18 protein-coding genes are annotated in these 18,546 nt (G+C 70.9%); 3 read left to right on the top strand and 15 right to left on the bottom strand.

Features of this window, described 5'->3' with window-relative positions; translation table 11 throughout:
* The first annotated feature begins 11 nt into the window (after nt 1-11).
* The gene (locus ACIRF8_RS11535; protein WP_404213450.1) at nt 12-206 is read left to right on the top strand and encodes a DUF2795 domain-containing protein; all 195 of its coding nucleotides are present in this window, start codon (nt 12-14) and stop codon (nt 204-206) included.
* A 77-nt stretch (nt 207-283) separates the two neighbouring features.
* Here the strand turns inward: ACIRF8_RS11535 and ACIRF8_RS11530 are convergent, their stop codons facing one another.
* Nucleotides 284-787, bottom strand: a complete 504-nt coding sequence (locus tag ACIRF8_RS11530; protein ID WP_404213448.1) for a sigma-70 family RNA polymerase sigma factor — start codon at nt 785-787, stop codon at nt 284-286.
* A gap of 341 nt (nt 788-1,128) precedes the next feature.
* Nucleotides 1,129-2,010, bottom strand: a complete 882-nt coding sequence (locus tag ACIRF8_RS11525; protein WP_404213446.1) for a family 16 glycosylhydrolase — start codon at nt 2,008-2,010, stop codon at nt 1,129-1,131.
* A gap of 335 nt (nt 2,011-2,345) precedes the next feature.
* On the opposite strand from ACIRF8_RS11525, the gene ACIRF8_RS11520 reads away from it, so the two are divergent.
* Nucleotides 2,346-3,320, top strand: a complete 975-nt coding sequence (locus tag ACIRF8_RS11520; protein WP_404213444.1) for a 2-hydroxyacid dehydrogenase — start codon at nt 2,346-2,348, stop codon at nt 3,318-3,320.
* A gap of 72 nt (nt 3,321-3,392) precedes the next feature.
* Here ACIRF8_RS11520 and ACIRF8_RS11515 read toward each other — a convergent pair whose 3' ends face one another.
* The 7 genes from ACIRF8_RS11515 to ACIRF8_RS11485 all read right to left on the bottom strand — a co-directional run bounded on the left by ACIRF8_RS11515 (nt 3,393) and on the right by ACIRF8_RS11485 (nt 8,808).
* Entirely contained in the window at nt 3,393-3,638 is a 246-nt protein-coding gene (locus tag ACIRF8_RS11515; RefSeq protein WP_404213442.1) for a DUF3237 family protein, read from the bottom strand.
* A gap of 64 nt (nt 3,639-3,702) precedes the next feature.
* Entirely contained in the window at nt 3,703-4,383 is a 681-nt protein-coding gene (locus tag ACIRF8_RS11510; RefSeq protein WP_404213440.1) for a GNAT family N-acetyltransferase, read from the bottom strand.
* Nucleotides 4,384-4,703: 320 nt separating this feature from the next.
* A complete protein-coding gene (locus tag ACIRF8_RS11505; RefSeq protein WP_404213438.1) occupies nt 4,704-4,985 on the bottom strand; it encodes a hypothetical protein in 282 nt (93 codons plus the stop codon).
* 64 nt (nt 4,986-5,049) lie between these two features.
* Nucleotides 5,050-5,535: a hypothetical protein gene (locus ACIRF8_RS11500; protein ID WP_404213436.1), complete on the bottom strand. Its 486-nt coding sequence runs from the start codon at nt 5,533-5,535 to the stop codon at nt 5,050-5,052.
* 3 nt (nt 5,536-5,538) lie between these two features.
* Nucleotides 5,539-6,636, bottom strand: a complete 1,098-nt coding sequence (locus ACIRF8_RS11495) for a zinc-binding dehydrogenase (protein ID WP_404213434.1) — start codon at nt 6,634-6,636, stop codon at nt 5,539-5,541.
* A 115-nt stretch (nt 6,637-6,751) separates the two neighbouring features.
* Nucleotides 6,752-7,477, bottom strand: coding sequence for a response regulator (locus tag ACIRF8_RS11490; protein WP_404213432.1), 726 nt, complete (start codon nt 7,475-7,477; stop codon nt 6,752-6,754).
* On the bottom strand, nt 7,474-8,808 hold the full coding sequence (locus tag ACIRF8_RS11485) for a histidine kinase (RefSeq protein WP_404213430.1): 1,335 nt from the start codon (nt 8,806-8,808) through the stop codon (nt 7,474-7,476). Before ACIRF8_RS11485 ends, ACIRF8_RS11490 begins: the two co-directional genes overlap by 4 nt.
* A gap of 180 nt (nt 8,809-8,988) precedes the next feature.
* On the opposite strand from ACIRF8_RS11485, the gene ACIRF8_RS11480 reads away from it, so the two are divergent.
* Nucleotides 8,989-11,499 (top strand): FtsX-like permease family protein, encoded by a 2,511-nt coding sequence (locus ACIRF8_RS11480; RefSeq protein WP_404213428.1) that lies wholly within the window; start codon nt 8,989-8,991, stop codon nt 11,497-11,499.
* 134 nt (nt 11,500-11,633) lie between these two features.
* Here ACIRF8_RS11480 and thpR read toward each other — a convergent pair whose 3' ends face one another.
* The 6 genes from thpR to pgsB all read right to left on the bottom strand — a co-directional run bounded on the left by thpR (nt 11,634) and on the right by pgsB (nt 18,536).
* A complete protein-coding gene (gene thpR / locus ACIRF8_RS11475; RefSeq protein ID WP_404213426.1) occupies nt 11,634-12,263 on the bottom strand; it encodes an RNA 2',3'-cyclic phosphodiesterase in 630 nt (209 codons plus the stop codon).
* Nucleotides 12,264-12,420: 157 nt separating this feature from the next.
* Nucleotides 12,421-12,984: a hypothetical protein gene (locus tag ACIRF8_RS11470; RefSeq protein WP_404213424.1), complete on the bottom strand. Its 564-nt coding sequence runs from the start codon at nt 12,982-12,984 to the stop codon at nt 12,421-12,423.
* A gap of 422 nt (nt 12,985-13,406) precedes the next feature.
* The gene (locus ACIRF8_RS11465; RefSeq protein WP_404213422.1) at nt 13,407-15,341 is read right to left on the bottom strand and encodes an ArnT family glycosyltransferase; all 1,935 of its coding nucleotides are present in this window, start codon (nt 15,339-15,341) and stop codon (nt 13,407-13,409) included.
* 113 nt (nt 15,342-15,454) lie between these two features.
* On the bottom strand, nt 15,455-16,525 hold the full coding sequence (locus ACIRF8_RS11460; RefSeq protein WP_404213420.1) for an NlpC/P60 family protein: 1,071 nt from the start codon (nt 16,523-16,525) through the stop codon (nt 15,455-15,457).
* Nucleotides 16,526-16,566: 41 nt separating this feature from the next.
* A complete protein-coding gene (locus tag ACIRF8_RS11455) occupies nt 16,567-17,049 on the bottom strand; it encodes a poly-gamma-glutamate biosynthesis protein PgsC/CapC (RefSeq protein ID WP_404213418.1) in 483 nt (160 codons plus the stop codon).
* A complete protein-coding gene (gene pgsB, locus ACIRF8_RS11450) occupies nt 17,046-18,536 on the bottom strand; it encodes a poly-gamma-glutamate synthase PgsB (RefSeq protein WP_404213416.1) in 1,491 nt (496 codons plus the stop codon). The genes ACIRF8_RS11455 and pgsB overlap by 4 nt, the downstream gene beginning before the upstream one ends.
* Nucleotides 18,537-18,546: the final 10 nt, after the last annotated feature.

Raw genomic sequence — 18,546 nt, 5'->3', positions numbered from 1 at the left:
AGGAGTCCATCATGGCGGACATCAGCCCCATCGACCTCCAGAAGGCGCTCAAAGGCGCCGAGTACCCCGCGAGCAAGGACGACTTGGTCTCGCTGGCCCAGAACAACGGCGCGGACGAGTCGCTGGTGACGAAGCTCGGCGACGCGTCACCGGACCAGTTCGACGGACCGGACGAAGTCCAGAAGGCGGTGTTCGACGCCGCGTAGCCCCACACTTGAGGCGCCTGACCGGGTGAAGAATTCCGGTCAGGCGCCTTTTGCGCTCTGGATGCACGGGGTCGGTGTCAAAGAAGAGCCATGTCCCGCGTGACGCCTCGAGTCATCAATGCGGATCTCAGCGCCTTCACCGCGAGGTGGGAGCGTGACTTGACCGTTCCGCTGGGAATACCCAACTCCTCCGCCACAGCGCGGGTGCTGCGGTCGAGGAGATACACGTGCTGCAAGATCTGCCGGTGATTCTCGGTCAGATCTCCCATCGCCTCACGCACGATGAGGTCGACCAGCACAGAGCGGGTGTGGTCGGCGACCGCCTTGTCGTCGGCCTCGACGTCGGTCAGGGTTTCGAAGCGGCTTCCGTGCGAGCGGAACTCGTCCACGGCCAGGTTCTTGATCACCGTCTTCAGCCACGGTCTGACGCGCAATTCCCTTTCCGGCTTGTCCCGCATCTGGAGCCAGGCCCGCAGCATCGCCTCCTGCAACAGGTCCTCGGCGCGATGCCAGTCGCCGCCCAGTTTGTGGTGCGCGAAGCGCCGTAGTGCCGCGCCGTGTTGCTGGTATATGTCGACCAAGGTGTCGGACGGTACGGCATCGCATGCCACATCATCAGTCCTGGACCGAACACGTGACGTCAACACCCTGGCCTCCTTTCGCGCACCCCGAAACTTCGGAACGTGACGTTACCGAGGGTGATCGGCGTGAAGGGGCGAATGAGCACTGGGTGGCCAGCATCTGAGCAGTACTGTGTGGCCGCACGCGCAGAAGGCACACTTCGCATCTCGTCGACCGGGCACTGTGCGAGGACGTCGGTGGAGGCGTCGGCGCGGGGGAGGGTACGTGTCTCGTAGGCCCGGCCCGCCCGCGCCCCCACCCCCGCCCGTGTCAGTCCACGCCTGCCGGGCTCGGCGCGAGACTACGACCTGGAGTACACCCGCACCCAGTCGACCAGCATGCTGGTCGGCAGGGAGGTGTCCTCCGTGACCGGCCCCGGCCACACACCGCCGACCGCCAGATCGAGCAGCAGGTAGAAGTCGTGGTCGAAGACCCAGCGGTGGTCGGCGCTGCGGCGCTCGACGTGGTAGGTCCGGCCGTCCAGCGTCCACGTGACCTGGTCCTCGGTCCACTCGACGCCATAGGTGTGGAAGGTCCGCGCGAGGTGTTCGCCGTTCGGAAGCACATGGCTGCCCCCTACTCCCTCGTCGCCGTAGCCGGGACCGTGAACGGTGCCGTAGACCGTGCCGGGTTCGTCACCCACGACCTCCATGACGTCGATCTCACCGTTGCCCGGCCAGGAAGTGGTGTCATCGTCGGCGCCCATCATCCAGAAGGCCGGCAGGGTCGCCCCGCCGTCGGGAACCTTGATGCGGGCCTCGAATCTGCCGTACGTCTGGTCGAAGGTGCCCTTCGTGGTCAGCCTGGCCGAGGTGATGTCACACGTACCGACGGGGCAGTCGTCCATGCCCGGCAGGGTTTCCCGGCGCGCGGTGATGACCAGCCGGCCCTTGCCGTCGGCAGCCGCGTTGGCCTCCCGGTCGGTGTAGTACTGCCACTCGTCGTTGCCCCACTGCGGTTCGCCACCGAGGTCGTGCACCCATGAGCGCGGATCGGGAGGCGTGCCCTTCGCCCCCGAGAACTCGTCCGACCACGTCAACCGCCAGTCGCCGGAGTCTCCCGGGCTCTCGTGGCTTGCCGCCGAATCCTTGGGGGACGAACAGGCGGTCAGCAGGCCGAGCACGGCGGCCGCGACCGCGAGCCGACGTGCCGAACGACGCAGGGTGACGCTCGAACAGCGCATGTGGAGGCTTCCTCAGGGAGCGTGGGTGGGAGGGGGGCCGGAGCTCGAACGAGAAACGTGACTGTCGCGGCGCCCGACACCATTGTCACCTCTCCGCGCACATGTTTCGCCCACCGGTTCCCACGGTGCCCGGCGACCGCATCGTCACCTCCGGACGAGACACCCGCTCCTCGTCGCCGTCCTGACGGACAAAGCGCTGTGACGCTCTTCACGTGAACCACTCTGCCCGACGGGCCCGTTCACGCACTGACATGACCAGAGGTAGGCCGCCGCGGTGACACATCGGCGTCGGCACCCGCCCGCGTGGCAGAAGAACCGGAAGAAGCTGATGCACCATGAAGAACGGCGCGACCGTGTGGCTCCCGTACCCCAGCGAGCTGATCCCCGGTCTGCCGGACGGCTTCACCTACGGCCACTGGGACGGCTCCGGCCCGCTGCCCGGCGATCCTGGTGAGGTCCGCTTCCTCGTCGGCCCGCCGACACCGGCCGCCGGAGGCCTGCTGGGCGGTGTGCTGCCGCACATGGGTCGGCTGGAGGTCCTGCAACTTCTCAGCTCGGGATACGACTACGCGATGCCTCTGCTCAACGACGTGCCTCCCGGTACGAGGTTGGTGACGGCGCGCGGAGTGCACCGGGACGCCACCGCCGAACTGGCCGTCACCCTCCTGCTGGCTTTGTGCCGCGGGATCGACCGGTTCGTCACAAGGCAGGCCGAGGAACACTGGAGCCCCGAACCGCGCACCACACTGGTCGGCAAGCGCGTCCTGATCATCGGGTACGGCGCCGTGGGCCAGGCCGTCGCGGCCCGGCTCGACGCGTTCCGGTGCGAGCCGGTCATCGTGGCCCGCAGCGAACGCACCACTCCGGCGGGGCACGTGCACGGGGCGGCGCAACTGTCCGCGTTGCTGCCCACGGTGGACGCGGTGGTGCTGTGCGCACCGCTGACGGAGTGGACGCGCGGCATGTTCGACGCGGAGGCGCTGGCGCTCCTAAAGGACGGAGCCCTCCTGGTGAATGTCGCCCGCGGGGAACTCCTCGACACCGGCGCCGTCGTGCGCGAGGTGCGCGGCGGCCGACTCCGTGTCGCGCTCGACGTCACGGACCCCGAACCGCTGCCCGTCGGCCACCCCCTCTGGAACCTGCCGGGCGCGCTGATCACCCCGCACGTAGCGGCGTTCACCGACGCCTTCCCCGCGATGTCCGCGCAGTTCCTCGGTGAGCAACTGCGCCGCTACGCGCGGGGCGAGGAGCTGGACAACGTCGTGCTGACGACACCGGCCGGGTCCCTGGGCGGTGAGCGAGCCGCCTAGGCCCACGAGAGGCGCCGTAGGCCTGGGCCCGAGCCCGGGCCTACGTGTCGCCGTGTCAGGAGACGGCCCGTGTCAGGAAACGGCGACCCTGTACACCCGGAACTCGATGCGCAGCCCGGGCAGGAGCCGGCCCTCGCCGAAGAGCGTCGGTTCGTTCCCGCCCGCGAGGACCTTCTTGATCCCTTCCGTCATCTCGATGAGCCCGTAGTACTGGACGTAGAGGGATGCCCCGTCGTGGGTGTCGAACGTGCTGCGACTCCATGGTCGGTCTGGGCGGCGACGGCAGGTCGGCCGTCCCGTACCCGGCACACTCGTCATGCCGGTGACACGTGCTCGGTTGAGGGTTCAGTAACTGTTCACGACTGCTCAGGTCCGCGGGTGTTCAGCCGACGCTCGTCACACGGACACCGACACCGACACCGACACCGGCACCGGCAGTGGCAGTGGAAGGCAGCCGCGTTGTGGTCCGGGCATGCCGCGTCAGCGACAACTCCACCGTGCACTGGCTCCCTTGGGGAGTGACGACAGCGCCGAGCGCATGGGCGAGCGCCAGGGCAGGTCGGTTGTCCGCCATCAGCAGGGCGTGCACTGCACTGTGGCCACATTGCCGGGCCACGGCCACGGCCTGTCTCGCCAGCGCGGAGCCGAGCCCTCGGGATTGCCAGGCGTCGTCGATCAGGAGGGCGAGTTCGACGGCGCCTGTACCGGGCTCGCGGGCCGGGCGCAGGCCAGGTGTTCCCTCGGTGCGCAGGACATGTGTGACGGCGATGATCCGGCCCGGATCGTCGGCCGGGTGGGTGACCCAACTGAAGCCCGCCGACGGGGAGATCAGCGCGCGCCACTCCCTCGCGGAGAGACGACCTCTGCCGGTGAGATAGCGGGACGTGAGGCTCTGACGGGAGCAGCGGGAGTGCAGGGCGTTGACAGCGGACAGATCATCCGCGTCGGCGAGCCGTGTCCAGGTCGCGGCCCCGTCCGGCAACCGCCCGGCGCGTGTTTCGGCAGGGTCGGCGAACATGTCCTGGGCGGCCGTGCGAGGCAGCGCTGTCGTGGAGCCGCCCATCACAGGCCCTGCCGCGTGAACGGTGATGCGCAGGCAGGGCGGAAGAAGGCAGACATGGGTGTCCCGGAGTGCTGGGGTGCATTGCGATCGGGCGCGGCGCGGCGCGGCACGGCGCGGCACGGCGCTCCGCGAAGCGGAAAGCGGTCAGGACCGCGGCCCGGGACTCACGTTATCCGTGACACATGGCTGCCGGCGGAGGATGAACAGCAGGTGGGCGGTTTCGGGACGGTCGGTGGACACCGGCCGATCGCGGCTCGCGCGCCTTTCCTGGCCGGGGCGTCACTTCAACCCTTCTGCCGGCGGGCTCATTTGCTGTGTACTCAGCCCTTCAGGCGGTCCACCACTTCCTTGGCCTCCAGCAGACCGGCCCCCGTGACCTCGCGGTACTTCTTGATCGCGGAGATCTCTTCTCCGGCCCGGGCGAGGGCGGTGACCTCCGCCGGCACGAGTTCGCGATCCGAGATGTCCGCCTGCTTCAGGAGCAGGTCGATCTTCTGTTCAAGGCGCACCATGCGCCGGTCCAGTCGACGTGCGCGGCTTTCCAGCGTCGCCATCGCCGTAAGACCCACGAGAATCACGAGCAGAGCCGTGAGGGCGTCCATATGAAGTCTCCTCTTTCTTGTGCCTCATGGCGGATGTGGTCGGCGGTCGACCGCTCTACGCCCCCTAGGACGGGCTTCCCGAGAACTGGGTTCCGATGGTTCGCAGCAGCGCGCGTGCGTCCTCGTCCGGCGCCCCCGGAACAGCCGTGTACAGGACGGTGCGCAGATCGCTGCCCTCGACGGTGAGCACATCGCAATCGAGGGTCAACGGGCCGACCTGGGGGTGGCGGATCGTCTTGCGGCTGGAGGCGTGGCGGGCCACGGCACGTTCCTGCCACAGGGACTCGAACCGGGGACTCGCTCGCCGCAGATCGGCGATGAGCCCGCGCAGCAGCGGATCGTCCGGATGGCGTCCGACGGCGGCACGCAGGTCGGCGGTGGCCGCGGACTCGAAAGCGGCGTCCTGCTCGGCCGTGGCGACGACGCGCGACGGGACACCGGTGAAATGCCGCCACAGCAGGTTGTGGTCGCGTGCCGGACCTGCGGACACTTCCCCGAGCAAGGCGACGAGCAGCGAGCCACGTGCGACCCGTCGCCTCGCGCGCCGCACGGCTCAGGGCACGATGAGTGCCTTGACGACGTGTTGCCGGGCCACGTCCTCGAGCGCGTTCTGCGCTTCCGCCAGGGTGTACTCCCGGCTGATGAGTTCGGTCCAGGGGAATCGGTCGCGGTAGCGGGCCATCACCTGGACGGCCCGGTAGAGGTGACCGGCGTCGCTTCCCCAGCAGCCCCGGATGTCGAGGTGCTTCTGGTTCAGGTCGAGATGCGGGTTGAAGGAGGCGGGGCCCGCGTCCGTGTACTGTCCGACCACGACGTACCGTCCGGCGTCCCGGGTCAGACGCATGCCCTCGGGTACCGCGTCGGCGACGCCCGTCGCCTCGATCGTGACGTCGGCGCCCCGCCCTCCCGTCAACTCCAGGACCTGCTCCCGGCGTTCGTCGGCCGTGGTACGGGTGATGTCGATGACGGCGTCGGCCCCGAACCGGGACGCCGTGCGCAGCCGGACCTCGGGCCCGCCCACCACCACGACCCGCCCCGCGCCCCGCAACTGGGCGAGCACGGCGGCACACAGGCCCACCGGACCGGCACCCTGCACCACCACGGTGTCTCCGAAGGCGATGTCCGCGAGGGTGACCGCGTGCAGGGCGGTGGGCATACCGCAGCCGCCGGCCAGGAACGCCCGCCAGTCCAACTCCTTCGGGAGCGGGATCACATGGACCCCGGGCCTCAGGTGGATCTGCTCGGCCCAGCCGCCGAACAGTCCGTCGTCCGCCGACAACGTCACGCCGTACACCTTGCGTTCGGGGCATCGGGTGGTGGCGTGGCCCACGGTGCAGTACCAGCAGCGACCGCACGTCCCCCACACGTCGAGGAAGGTGACCACCTGGCCGACGGTGACGGGCGCTCCGGACACGTCCCGTGGTGTGCCCGCGCGCGCGTCGACGGCGGCGACACGGCCGACGCTGACGTGGCCCGGGATGATGGGGTAGGGGACACCCGCGAGTTGTCCCTTCCACAGATGTGTGTCGGTCCCGCAGACCTCGCTTCCCAGGGTGTGCAGGAGGATGCCGCCCGGTTCGAGCGGAGGCGGATCGATGTCCCGCAGCTCCAGCTTCGCGACGGGCTCGGGCATGACGACGGCGGTGACCATGAGGCCCCCTCTCAGATGGTGACGACGGTCAGTGCGGCGTTCCGGTGCTGCTCACGGATCTCCCTCTTGTCGTGCTTCTGACACCACCCCTCCCCCCGATGGCCGGGAGCCGGCCTCAACTCGCCTGCCCCGGACGGTTTCCGTTCGTCTCGTCCCGGCCCGCGCACACGCCGTTCTCCCACGCCCAGGCGGCGATCTCCACCCGGTTCCGGGCGGCTAGCTTGCGCTGGACGCTGGCGAGGTGGGTCTTGACGGTGGACAGGGAGACGTACAGTTCGGCCGCGACCTCCTCGTTGGTACGGCCGCGGGCGACCAGGCGTACGACGTCCAACTCGCGCGCGGTGAGGGGGTGTCCCGGCGTGCCGGGGCCGGTGTCAGCCGGACCCCACCGCCCGTCATCGGCGCGGTCGGCGGCGTCGGTCATGTGCTTGAGGAGCCGGACCGTGACGGCTGGGGAGATCAACGCGGTGTCAGCGGCCACCGCGCGCACGGCCTCCACCAGCAGCGCGGGCGACCCGTCCTTCAGGAGGAACCCGCAGGCGCCGTGGCGCAGCGCCCGATACACGTACTCGTCCAGATCGAACGTGGTGGCGATGAGCACACGTAGCGGATCGGACGCCTCCGGGCCGGCCAGCAGACGCGTCGCCTCCAGGCCGTCCAGTCCCGGCATCCGGATGTCCAGCAGACACACGTCCGGGCGGAGCCGCCGGGCCTCGCGCACCGCGGACGCACCGTCGGCCACGGAGGCGACGACCTTCATGTCGGGCTGAGCGCCGAGGATCATGCCGTAGGCGGAGCGGATCATCGGCTGGTCGTCAGCGATCAGGATGCTGGTCGTCATGTGTCCAGGGTGGCAGGCGTGCGGCGCGTCCCGGCCTCCGCCTCCGTGCCGGACGTCCCAGACGTCCCAGTCGTGACGGACATGAACGATGTCATGGACGTACGGTCGTCGCTCGCGCGGTCGCGATCGAGCAGCGGACCAGGGAAGGGCATACGTGCCTCGACGACCCAGCCGGCTCCCGCGCGCGGGCCCGCGGTGACCGTGCCGCCGACCATGGCGGCCCGTTCCGACAGCCCCGTCAGGCCGAAGCCGGTCCGGGACGCCCCGGACGGCGGGGAGTTGTGGCCGGTGTCCGGCCCGTCGTCGGTCACCGCCACGAGGACGGTGGGACCTTCCGCGCCACCCTCCTCCAGCCGTACATCGACGGTGACCTTCGTGGCCCGGCTCGCGTGCTTGCGTACGTTCGTCAGGGCCTCACGCACGATGTCGCGCACGGTGGTGGCGATGCCGGGAGGCAGGGCGCCCGTGGCGAGCCGCGGCTCCAGCGCTAGCGTGGTCGGCGGACCGGTTTCGGAGAACCGGGCGGTCAGCGCGCGCAGTTCGTCGAGCGCGCCGCCCGGGTCCGGCTGCGGCCCGTGATCCGCGGGGGCCCGCAGAACGGTGACCATGGACCGCATCGAGCGCATCGCCTGGGACCCGGCGTCCTCGATCGCGGCCAGCATGCCGTCCAGCTCCTCGGGCGAAGGCGGTCGGCCCGCCGCCGTCGTGTACCGCACCGCCTTGGTCTGGGCGATGATCGCGGTGACGTGGTGACCGACGAAGTCATGCAGGTCACGGGCGTACTCGAGCCGCTGCTCCTGGAGTTCGGCCGCGCGCTCCCGCGTCCGGTAACGATCGAGGAGCCGCAGATAGAGACCCAGTACGGTGACGAGCACGGCGCCGGACCAGAGGGCGGGCACCACGAGCGACACCAGCATCGGGTACTCGGACGCGGGGCAGCGCAGGAACTGCGCGCTGAGCGCGGTGAACGCGCCGCCCGCCAGCAGCACCGCGCTCCGAGGCCGCAGCAGCCGTACGGCGCGGGCCACGACCAGCAGCAGAGCCGCCGACTCGATGATGCCGAAGGTGGTCTCGGCCCGGGCATCGGCCTGACTGCTGATCAGGGTCACCAGGCAGGAGACGAGGACACCCGAGCCTGCCACCGCCACGAAACGTCCGGGGCGCGCGACGAGGGACACGAGGACGAGACAGCCGGACACCGTCCACGCCGCGGCCAGTGGCACGGACCCGGTCTGCGCGCCCTCGGCCGCCACCACGACCGGCAGCACCAGCGCCGCACAGAGCGCCGTGATCCGCCGGCCCCCGTCCGGGAGGTCGAAGAACTGGTTCATGCCGATGGAGCCTACGGGGCCCGCCGCCGTCCCACCTCGGCCGAACGGCCGAGGTGGGACGGCGTGAGCGTCCGATGTTCGGTCCTGCGGCCGATCCGCGCGCCCACCCGCCCGGTCCAGGATCGGACCGTCCGCCGGCTCTCCGGCGCCGACGTCCCCTGCCCGGCTCCGGAAGGCCCCATGTTCCGTCTTGTCCTACGCTCCGTGCTCCGCGACCGGCACCGCTTCGCCCTGCCGGCTCTCGCCGTACTGATCGGTGTCGCCTGCGTCAGTGGCTCCCTGCTGTACACCGGGTCGCTGGCCCGGGACGCGGACCGCCTCCAGCGGGCCTCCCGCCCCGACGTGTCGGTCGAGGTGCGCGCCACCGGGGAGCGGGTGACGACGGACGAGGCTCTGCGACGCCGGCTCTCCGGGCTGCCCGGGGTGGCGGCGGCCCGTGGCACTCTGCGCGGCCGGGCCTTCCTGGTGGCACCGGACGGCACCCTGGTCGGGGAGCCTGCCTCGGACGTGGGTGTGGACCACGTACCGGGCGTACGCGGCACCGACCCCCGCTACCCGATGACCGACGGCCGTGGCCCGCACGGCCCCGACGAGGTCGCCGTGGACCGGTGGGCGGCGGGCCGGGCCGGGTACCGGGTCGGCGACCGGGTACGGGTGGTCGTCGCGGGAGAGGTCCGCACCGCCCGGCTGACCGGTGTCTTCACCGTCCACGACCCCGCCACCGTGGCGGGCGGCACGATCACCGCGTTCGACGCGGCCACCGCGCGCACCCTGTTCGCGCCGGGTCCCGGCCGCTACGAGTCCGTGACCCTGACCGCCGCCACCGGCACCTCCGAGACGGCCCTGGCCAAGCGCGTGGCCGAGGTCCTGCCGCGCGGCCTGGACGTGGTCACCCGCGCGGAACTCGACGCGGAAGCGGCACAGTCCCCCGACCGCAAGAAACTCGGCACGATCCTGCTGCTGTTCGCCGCCATCGTCCTGTTCATCTCCGTGTTCCTGGTGGGCAACACCTTCTCGATGCTCAGCGCGCTACGGTCCCGCGAACACGCCCTGCTGCGCGCGGTCGGCGCGGGCCGGGGCCGGGTACTGGCACAGGTGCTCGCGGAAGCGGCTCTGGTCGGCATCGTCGCGGCCGTGATCGGATACGCCCTCGGCATCGGTGTGGCATACCTGTTGGGGACCCTGTTCGGTCCATCGGCCGGGTCCGCGGGCGCGGTCCGGCCCGCCGTCCTCGCCCCGCTGCCCCTGGTGGCCGCCCTCTGCCTCGGTGTGGGCTGCACCGCCGTCTCCGCCTACCTCCCGGCGCGGCGGGCCGCCGCCACCGCCCCCGTGGCGGCGCTCCGCAGCGGCCTGCCGGTCGCGGCGGGCGTCTCGCGGCGCCGCTCCCGGGCGGGCGCCGCCTGCACGGCGTTGGGCGCCTTCGCGCTGGCCACGACCGGTGAGGACCTCAGTGCCCTGTCTCTGGCAACCGTCGTGCTGCTGGCCGGACTCATCCTGCTGACCCCCCTGTTCGCCCGGGGCGCCACCCGCGTGCTGCGAGCCCCGGTACGCCGACTGACCGGCGTACGCGGCACCCTGGCCCTCGCCAACGCGCGCCGCGATCCGCGGCGTACGGCAGCCACCTCCGGCGCCCTCACCGTGTGCGTGGCACTCGTCGGCGCGGTCACCGTCGCGGTGTCCTCGCTCAGCGCCACGGCGGAACGGGAGGCCGTGACGGCGGTACCCAGCGATCTGCGCGTCACCGCGGTCGACTTCGCCGAGATCGGTGCCACGACGGCGGCGCAGGTGGCGCGGCTGCCCCACGTGGCGGCGGCCAGCTCGGTGCGCGAGGCGGGCTTCGCCCTGCCCGGCGGATCCCGCCTGTGGACGACCGTCGTCGATCCGCACGCCGTGAACGAGGGCCGCCTGGTCGGCCTCCGCGTGCGCTCCGGCGATCTCGCCGACTTGCCCCGCGGAATCGCGGTGACGCAGGCACTGGCCACCGAAGAGGGCTGGCGGGTGGGCGACCGTGTCACCGGCCGGCGACTGTCGGACCCCGGCGCCCCCGACGGCCCGCCGCTGGACCGGGAGATCGTCGCGGTGTACGACGGCCCCGACGCCCTGGGCCCCGCTCTGCTGCCGGAACAGGCGGTGACCGAGGGCGGGAGCCCGGTGGGCGAGGTGAGCGCGGTACTGGTACGGGCGGAGCCGGGCCGGACCGGCGCCGCCAAGACGGAGATCCAGCGAGCGCTGCGCAACCCGATGCTGCTCGTCGAGGACCGCGCGGACGCCGGGCGGGCGGCCCGGCACGGCGTCGGCTCCCTGTTGTCCGTGCTGTACGCGCTGCTCAGCGTCACCGTGGTCGTGGCGGCCCTTGGCGTGGCCAACACCATGAGCATGGCCGTCTTCGAACGCGGACGGGAGATCGGCCTGCTGCGCGCGGTCGGCCTGCAACGCGCCGACGTACGGTCGATGCTGCGGGTGGAGTCGGTGGTGGTGTCGGTGCTGGGCGCCGGGTTGGGCGTCCTCGCGGGCACCGCGGCGGGCATGGCGGCGGCGGCCGGAACCGGCGCCGTGGTCAGTGTGCCGTGGATGTTCCTGCTGGCGGTGTTCACGGGCGCGGGCGTCATCGGCGTGCTCGCCGCACTCGGCCCCGGTGTTCGCGCGACGCGGGTCCCGGTGACGCGTGCGGTGGGTGGTGAGGTCGGATGATCGGCGCCGGCCGTCGGTCGGGGGTGGGCCGCGCGTACGGCGGGGCTCTCGGTGACGGACCGGACGGCGTACTCACCGGTGCCCAAGAACAGGCCCGAACCCGGCTCCTTCCCTGCTCACCTCTGCCCAAAAGGTCAGAGCGCCTGACCGGTGGTGCCCCGGGCGGACGGATCGGGATGTCCTCGCCCAGGGACCAGGGCCCATGAAGCGACGTCCTGATAGCGCCGCGGGCCGGGGTGGCCCCTGACCGTGCTGCCGACCAGGTGGAGGCGTTCGGCCCGCCAGGGACGCCCGGAGAAGCCTTCGAGGCAGGAAGCCGCGGCAGTTATGGACGCGCTGTCGTGGCGGCGACCGCGAGCCAGCGTGAGATGGGGACGCAGCGGACGTTCGGTGAAGGCGACGTCGCAGGCCCTGACCCGTGCCCGTACTGCTTCGGCGAGCTTGTGCAGACCATCGAGATCGCCCTCGATGCCGCTCCACAGCACCCGGTCGTCGAAGTGTCCGCCACCGGCGAGGGCCAGTTCGAGAGAAGGCCGGGCAGCCGCCAGACCGGCGAGGGGCGAACGAAGCCGCTGGACGGTCCGCACCGGCAACTCGCCCAGGAAGGCCAGGGTGATGTGCCAGTCCTCGATGCGGTTCCAGCGCAGGTCGGGATAGGCGGCGTAGGCCGGTCCCAGCGCGTGCGCCAGCTCGTTCTTCGCATCGTCGGGCGGCGCGAGGGCGATGAACGCGTGCTGGGTGACGGCGTGGGGCAGTTCAGTCACGGATGTCTTTTGCCTCGTGCGTCTGGCCCATGGACCTATTCAACACCGTCGCCCTCTGAACCCGGCGTGGACCTGCGGCCGACGAGGCCGAGGGAGTGCTCCTGGCACTGCGTGACGTCACCTTGCGCAGTGGCGGCGACGCTCTCACCGGCTGTGATCAGCGGAATGCCCGGCGGGGCAGGCGGCTCACCGCTGCACGGAACCTCTCCCGCCCCGCCGTGACGCTCGCGTCCCACACGCCTGAGGCGTCACCGCTCACCGAATGGGACTGGAGCCGTTGTTCCTCGGCGAGAAGGCCGGCACCCGTCAGGTTCCGGTCCAGCATCCCCATCGCGGTGAGCGCCGCATGACCGCAGGACACCGCGTGATCAGCGCTCCCGGGCCCGTGGGACAGCAGGGCGTACCGCAGGCAGAGGACAGCGAAGAAGGCGTAGGTGTCGGCGACATCAGTGATCCCCTCCTCGTTCGGCTGAAGCTCCGGGAACCGCTCCAGCAGGCGTACGCGCTCGGCGGCGTCGGCGAGCGGCCGGTCGACATACCAGAGATCGCGCACGGACTCCGCAAAGAAGTCCAGGTCGCCTTCCCGCCCCGGCGCGCCCGCCCGCAGGCCCACGAACAGTGGCGCCATGCGTTCGGTGCAGGCGCAGACATAGAGGCGAATCGCCGCGTCGTCCCCGTCACGAAGCGCCTTCGCGACGGCCTCCTCCACCAACGTCTCCACGTCCCACCCTCATCCCGCTCGAACAGAGCGCCAGGCTACACAGCGGGCCGGTGGCCTCAGCTCGACGAGTCAGGACCCTGAGGTCCGGGACGGCTGAGGGTCGGGTCGGCGGCGATGCTTCGAGCAGGCGAGTCAGGCTGTCGGGGGCCTGGCCGCGATGGGCGCCTGCGGAAGGTGGCCGATGCCGACGTCGAGCGGTGTGGTGCGGCGCGAGATGTTTGCCGGTGAGCGCCTCAAGCAGGACCGGACCCAGGGCGTAGAACCGTATCGGCAGCGGCGAGCACGCCAGCCGTACCGCCCGACCCCAGCCGGTGCCGCATCCGGTACCGGCTGCCGACCAGCAGGGGCTGCCGTCCGAACGCGGCTGTAGACCCCGCCGCCCGGTTATGGGATCAGGGAGACGAGACCGGGCGGGCGTCGCCTCACCTCTGCGACGCGCAATCGTAGAGGGTGAAGCTGCCGTCGGTGCGGAGCCCATAGGCGGTGGGCCGGACGCGGGAGCAGTGAGACTTGACCCAGGTGGTGGCGGATGTGGTGGCGCGCCGGGTGGTGAGCAGCGCATAACGCAGTTGGTGGGTGGTGACGAGGTCGCCGAGCTGCTGCGCGCTCGGGAAAGGGGTGAGGCCGGTGAAGCCGCCCATGACGAGGACGGGTTCGGACTGGGCGCGCAGCAAGGGCTCGGCGGTGTAGGCGGCCTGCGTGGCGAGCAGGTACTTCTCGCCGTGACGGTGCGCGGTGAGGTAGTCGAGCAGGGCGGTGTCGCGGGGGCTGGGCCGGTCGAGCCCTTTCCTGCGCGGAGCGCGACGGGGATGCTGCTCGTACGACTTGCCGACCGGACCGGCCATCGGCGAGGTGGCGGCGCCCGCGTAGAGCGGGTCGAGGCTGGAGACGGCCCAGCCCGCCGGTACGACCAGGATGGCCGCGACCCCGGCGGCGAGGGCGGCATGGATCATCCGCGGGGAGGTGCGCGGTCCGCGGCTGCACAGGCCCACCACGCCGCACAGTGCGAGCATCACGGCGACCGGCAGCAACCAGGGGAGGAACCGGGTCGGCCAGTCCAGGACCAGCGCCCACGCCGCCGTCAGCGCGATCACCGCCGGCAGCACCAGGTGCCGCCGGTCGGCCGCGGGGTGCTGCGCCTTCTGCTCCGTGTCGTACCTCGCCTCGTACTCCGACCGGAAGAGCGCGAGTCCGCCACCGGTCAGCGCGGCGATCGCCGGGGCGATGACGGCTGTGTAGTAGGCGTGGTTGCCGTTGGAGACGCTGAACACCACGATGTGCACGGCCAGCCAGCCGCCCCACAGCAGGAATCCCGCGCGCGACAGGTCGGTTCGCGGTTGTCGGGCGCACCGCCTGATGCCCAGGACCGCGGCGGTCACGGCGAGCGGCAGCAACCAGGCGATCTGCGGTCCGATCGTGTGGTTGATGATCATGTCCCAGCCGGTGTTGCCGCTGGTGCGGCTTGCGGCGGTGCCCGGGACGGCGCCGAACGCGGTGGGGTCGCTGCCGAATCGGCTCAAGCCGTTGTAGCCGAAGACCAGGGCGAACGGATCGTTGCCGGACGTTCCGTCGAAGTATGGGTGGTCGGCCGCCGGGGTCACCCAGGCGATCAGCATCCAGGAGCAGGAGACCGCGAGCGCGACCGCGCCGGCCAGCAGGACGCGCACCGCCCGCCTCGACGCCGTGCCGGGCGCGACGAATTGGTACACGACGGCGAAGACCGGCAGCACCACCCACGCCTGCAGCATCTTCGCCTGGAAGGCGAGACCCACCCAGACTCCGCAGGTGATCAGCGGCAGCAGCCGCTCGGTGCGCACCGCCTTCTGCAGGGCTCCGGCGGCCGCCACCAGGAGCAGAGTGAGCGCGGTGTCCGGAATGGTGGCGCGGTTGAGGGCAACGGTGACCGGGGTGAGGGTGAGCGCCAGCGCGGCGGTCAGGGCGGCGAACGGGCCGGCCCAGGCCCGTACGATCCGGTGCAGCAGCCATACGGTGAGCACGCCCTCGACGACCTGCGGAAGCGCGGCCGCCCAGGTGTGCGGGCCGAACACCCAGACGGAGACGGCGTCGGGCCAGAAGGCGCCGGGCAGCTTGTCGAGGCTGATCGAACCGGAGGAGTCGAGCCCACCGAAGAAGAACGCTCGCGGGCTGCCGGCCATCGAGCGTATCGCCGCGCCGTAGAAGGGGTGGAGCGCGGCATGGCCCAGGCCCCAGGAGTACAGCGCCGTGGCGACGGCCAGTACCGCGGCGAGCGCCGGGCGCTCCCAGCGCGGGGCGTCCACCGGGCGTGCGGAGCGGTGGGCCGCCGCCCGACGGCCGCGCCGGGCTCCGGTGGGCTGGACGGCGGGTATGGCGGTCATGGCAGTGGTCCTCGGTCAGCAGGTCGGGTCAGGTGAGGCGGCGGCAGCACACGCGCGGTCGGGTCACACGCGCGGTCAGGGCAGCGCGGCGGCGTCGAACGGACGCGCCGGGGTCACAGGCGGCGCGCCGCCCGGAACCCGCGGGCGTAGAAGTCGGTGCCGTCCAGCAGTGAGCGGCCCGACAGGTCACCCAGCGTCGGACCGTTGGCAGCGGAGCGACTGGAGTAGAAGCGGTGCCGGCCCTGGTCGTCCAGGCCCATGTACATGCCGCAGTGGTCGATGAAGTCCGGCCGGTCCTTGATGATGGCGAAGAAGACCAGGTCGCCGGGTTGCAGGACACCGAAATCGGTGGCTTGGTCCCGTCCGGTGTGGGGAATCACCATACGGCCGGGACCGTAGGCGGCGATGGCGAAGGCGCGGCGCGGCAGGCCGGCGCCCCGGGTGTTGGTGTTGTGCAGGGGGATGCCCATGCGGTAACCCCACACCAGACGCTGGAAGCCGGAGCAGTCGACATCCCCGTAGCGTGCCTTCTCGGGCTGCACACGCGTGCCGTCCGGGAAGGTCCACTCCGTCCCCAGATAGTCGTAGAAGTCGGATTTCTCGTCGTGGTAGGCGAAGTCCAGCGGGTTGTCGACCTCGGAATTGCGTGGGCCGAAGTGCGCGGTGCCGGCGATACGCAGGCCGTCGGCGTTGCGCTTGTCGGGTGCTCCGGCGCTGCTGTACTGGAACGCCACGGCGAAGACGTCCGGGCTGCTGTCGCCGAGTGTCTTGCGGAACCAGCTCTTGAACCAGGCGGACTTCTCCATGCCCCGCTGCCACGCGTGCGGCAGCACCCGGACCCAGGCGTCGGTGGTCACCGTGGCCTCGGTGGTGCGCGGCTCGCTGAAGGTGCGGCTGGGGCCGGTGAGTACGGCCGTACGGGCGCCGTCGGTGAACGTGGCGAGCGTGCCGCCGTCGCCGGCGCGGACCACGGTGCGGCCGGGGTCGGACAGCCGCTCGAAGGTGTGGGTTCCGGCGGGCCCGGCGTTCGGGCCGGACTTCGCGTCTGCCGAACCGTCGCTGTCGGACCCGAGGCGTTCCCAGGCATAACCGCCCGCCGCTCCGGCGGCCGCCACGCCCGCGATCGTCCGGATGACGGTACGGCGAGTGGGGCCGGTTCGCCTGCCGCCTGATGCGGAATGCATGGCCGATCCTCCTGGACTGTGAGGTGAGAGGGGTGAACAGGTCAGCCGGTGGGCAGGGCGCCGATCAACAGACCGGCGACGAGCACCACGTAGGTGGCCAGGGTCACCGCGGTGGTCGAGATGACAGTGGCCGCCAGCGGCTGGCGGGCCATCTGGTAGGAGACCAGGCCCGGGACGATGAAACCAAGGGTCTGTGACGTGTACAGCAGCGGGAACTGGTGGTTGAGGGCGAGCATCACGGTGGTCTGCATCAACACCGCGCACAGTACGACGGCGGCGAACAGCCGTTTGCCGTAGAGGATCACCGTGCGCTGCACCAGCTTCATCAGGAAGTACGTTCCTACCGCCACGACGACCATCAGCCCCGCCATCCGCACATCGGTGACGAGGGTGAGGGCGATCCAGCCCGGAGTGATCATCCCCCCCGGGCTGAGGTTGGTGGTCAGGTAGCAGACGAGCGAGAAGACCAGCCCGAGGGCGATCCCCAGTGCGGCGGTCTGTGCGTTGAGATTGGCGGGGATCACGGGTTCCTCGTGAACTGGGAAGGATCGTAGGACTGGTACGCGGTGTCTGCGTTGTTCGCGGTGTCTGCCGTGTCCGCGGTGCTTCGGTCGTCGGGACGGTTCTGGCGGCCGGCGGCCCGGTTGGCGAGGTCGCGCTGCTCCGGGATGCGGAAGGTGAACGTCGGTGTCTCCAGCGGCGCCACCCAGCTGTACGGCTCCGGCTCGGGCGGTCGGGCCACCGAGAGCCGCTGCCGGGGTATGGCGATCTGCATCGTCTCCTGGTCCAGACCGTCGCCGTCGGGAACGACGTCGAACAGGTCCTCGGATTCGTCCACGGGCAGTTCGGCGAGGCGCTCCAGGAACAGCTCGCCCTGGCCGTGGATGTTGCCGATCGCCACCAGTGAGGAGTCCGGGCCGAGTTCCGCGAGGATCGCCTCGGTCACCTCCCCGGGGTCCCGGCGGTCGCCACCGAGATCCACCACTCGCCCGGTGAAGTCGGCCGGGATCGCGTCGCGGGCGCTCTTGGTCGGGTGACCGATCAGGAACACCGTCCGCGCGCCGAGGTCCGGGACGATCGCGCCCATCTGGCCGTTGCGCTCCACCCGGTCCGGGCGGCAGTTGATGACGACGCCGATCGGCTGCCTGATCGCGCCCAGGTCCTCCAGTTGCTTGACGTTCATGAGCGTCGACTCGGGGTCGTTGGCCGCGAAGACGTTGGCGAACCGCAGCCGCTTGCCCTCGTGGGTGATGTAGCGCTCCACGGACAGCACGCCCGGATCGGGCGGCGCGTCCCACATTCCCTGCATCGCCGTCTGCCGGTCCACGCCCAGCAGTTCGGCGATGGCGAGCGCGATCGCCACGTTCTCCTTGAAGGTGTACCAACTGAAGCCGCGCAGTTCGGCGTCGGTCACCGACTCCGGATCGACCGCGATCAGCCGGCAGTTCCGCTTGTCGGCCTCTTCCTGGAGGATGTGCAGCCGGTCCTTCTCCGCCGTCACACACACCCCGCCCACCGGCATCGAGCGGGAGAGCGAGCGCGCGACATCGTCCAGCGTCGGCCCCATCTCCTCCAGATGGTCCTCGCGGACGTTGCACAGCACGCCGATCGTGGAGCGGATCAGTTTCTCCTGGTTGATCTCCTGCAAGGCGGGCATCACCGCCATGCACTCGATCACCAGCGCGTCCGGCCGGTAGGTCGCCGCCCGCCGTACGATGCCGATCTGCTCGACGACGTTGGCGATGCCGAACTTGCGGTACACCGGCTCCTCGGTGGCGTCCGGATGGATGAACCGCGCCGCGGTGCCGGTGGTCTTGGCCACCGTGACCAGGTCGCCGCCGCGCAGCGCTCCCGCGCACAGCCGAGTGATCGAACTCTTGCCGCGGATGCCGTTGACCAGCACCCGCGTAGGTATCTGCTCCAGCGAGGCGAAGTGCCGCCGCTGCTCCAGGATCCCGGCTGTCCACAGAGCGGCGCAGCAGAGCAGGACGATGACATAGAGGAAAAGCACGCCGATTTCC

The organism is Streptomyces sp. NPDC102406 (genome assembly GCF_044765725.1).
Lineage (GTDB): Bacteria > Actinomycetota > Actinomycetes > Streptomycetales > Streptomycetaceae > Streptomyces.
The sequence above is the reverse complement of the archived record's forward strand: the minus strand, read 5'-3'. Positions and strand labels throughout refer to the sequence as shown.

Coding starts and splice junctions, on each gene's coding strand:
- ACIRF8_RS11520 (WP_404213444.1), top strand. CDS start 2,346: ATGAAGAACGGCGCGACCGTGTGGCTCCCGTACCCCAGCGAGCTGATC.
- ACIRF8_RS11535 (WP_404213450.1), top strand. CDS start 12: ATGGCGGACATCAGCCCCATCGACCTCCAGAAGGCGCTCAAAGGCGCC.
- ACIRF8_RS11465 (WP_404213422.1), bottom strand. CDS start 15,341: ATGACCGCCATACCCGCCGTCCAGCCCACCGGAGCCCGGCGCGGCCGT.
- ACIRF8_RS11490 (WP_404213432.1), bottom strand. CDS start 7,477: ATGACGACCAGCATCCTGATCGCTGACGACCAGCCGATGATCCGCTCC.
- ACIRF8_RS11515 (WP_404213442.1), bottom strand. CDS start 3,638: ATGACGAGTGTGCCGGGTACGGGACGGCCGACCTGCCGTCGCCGCCCA.
- ACIRF8_RS11480 (WP_404213428.1), top strand. CDS start 8,989: ATGTTCCGTCTTGTCCTACGCTCCGTGCTCCGCGACCGGCACCGCTTC.
- ACIRF8_RS11460 (WP_404213420.1), bottom strand. CDS start 16,525: ATGCATTCCGCATCAGGCGGCAGGCGAACCGGCCCCACTCGCCGTACC.
- ACIRF8_RS11495 (WP_404213434.1), bottom strand. CDS start 6,636: ATGGTCACCGCCGTCGTCATGCCCGAGCCCGTCGCGAAGCTGGAGCTG.
- ACIRF8_RS11505 (WP_404213438.1), bottom strand. CDS start 4,985: ATGGACGCCCTCACGGCTCTGCTCGTGATTCTCGTGGGTCTTACGGCG.
- ACIRF8_RS11510 (WP_404213440.1), bottom strand. CDS start 4,383: ATGGGCGGCTCCACGACAGCGCTGCCTCGCACGGCCGCCCAGGACATG.
- ACIRF8_RS11525 (WP_404213446.1), bottom strand. CDS start 2,010: ATGCGCTGTTCGAGCGTCACCCTGCGTCGTTCGGCACGTCGGCTCGCG.
- ACIRF8_RS11485 (WP_404213430.1), bottom strand. CDS start 8,808: ATGAACCAGTTCTTCGACCTCCCGGACGGGGGCCGGCGGATCACGGCG.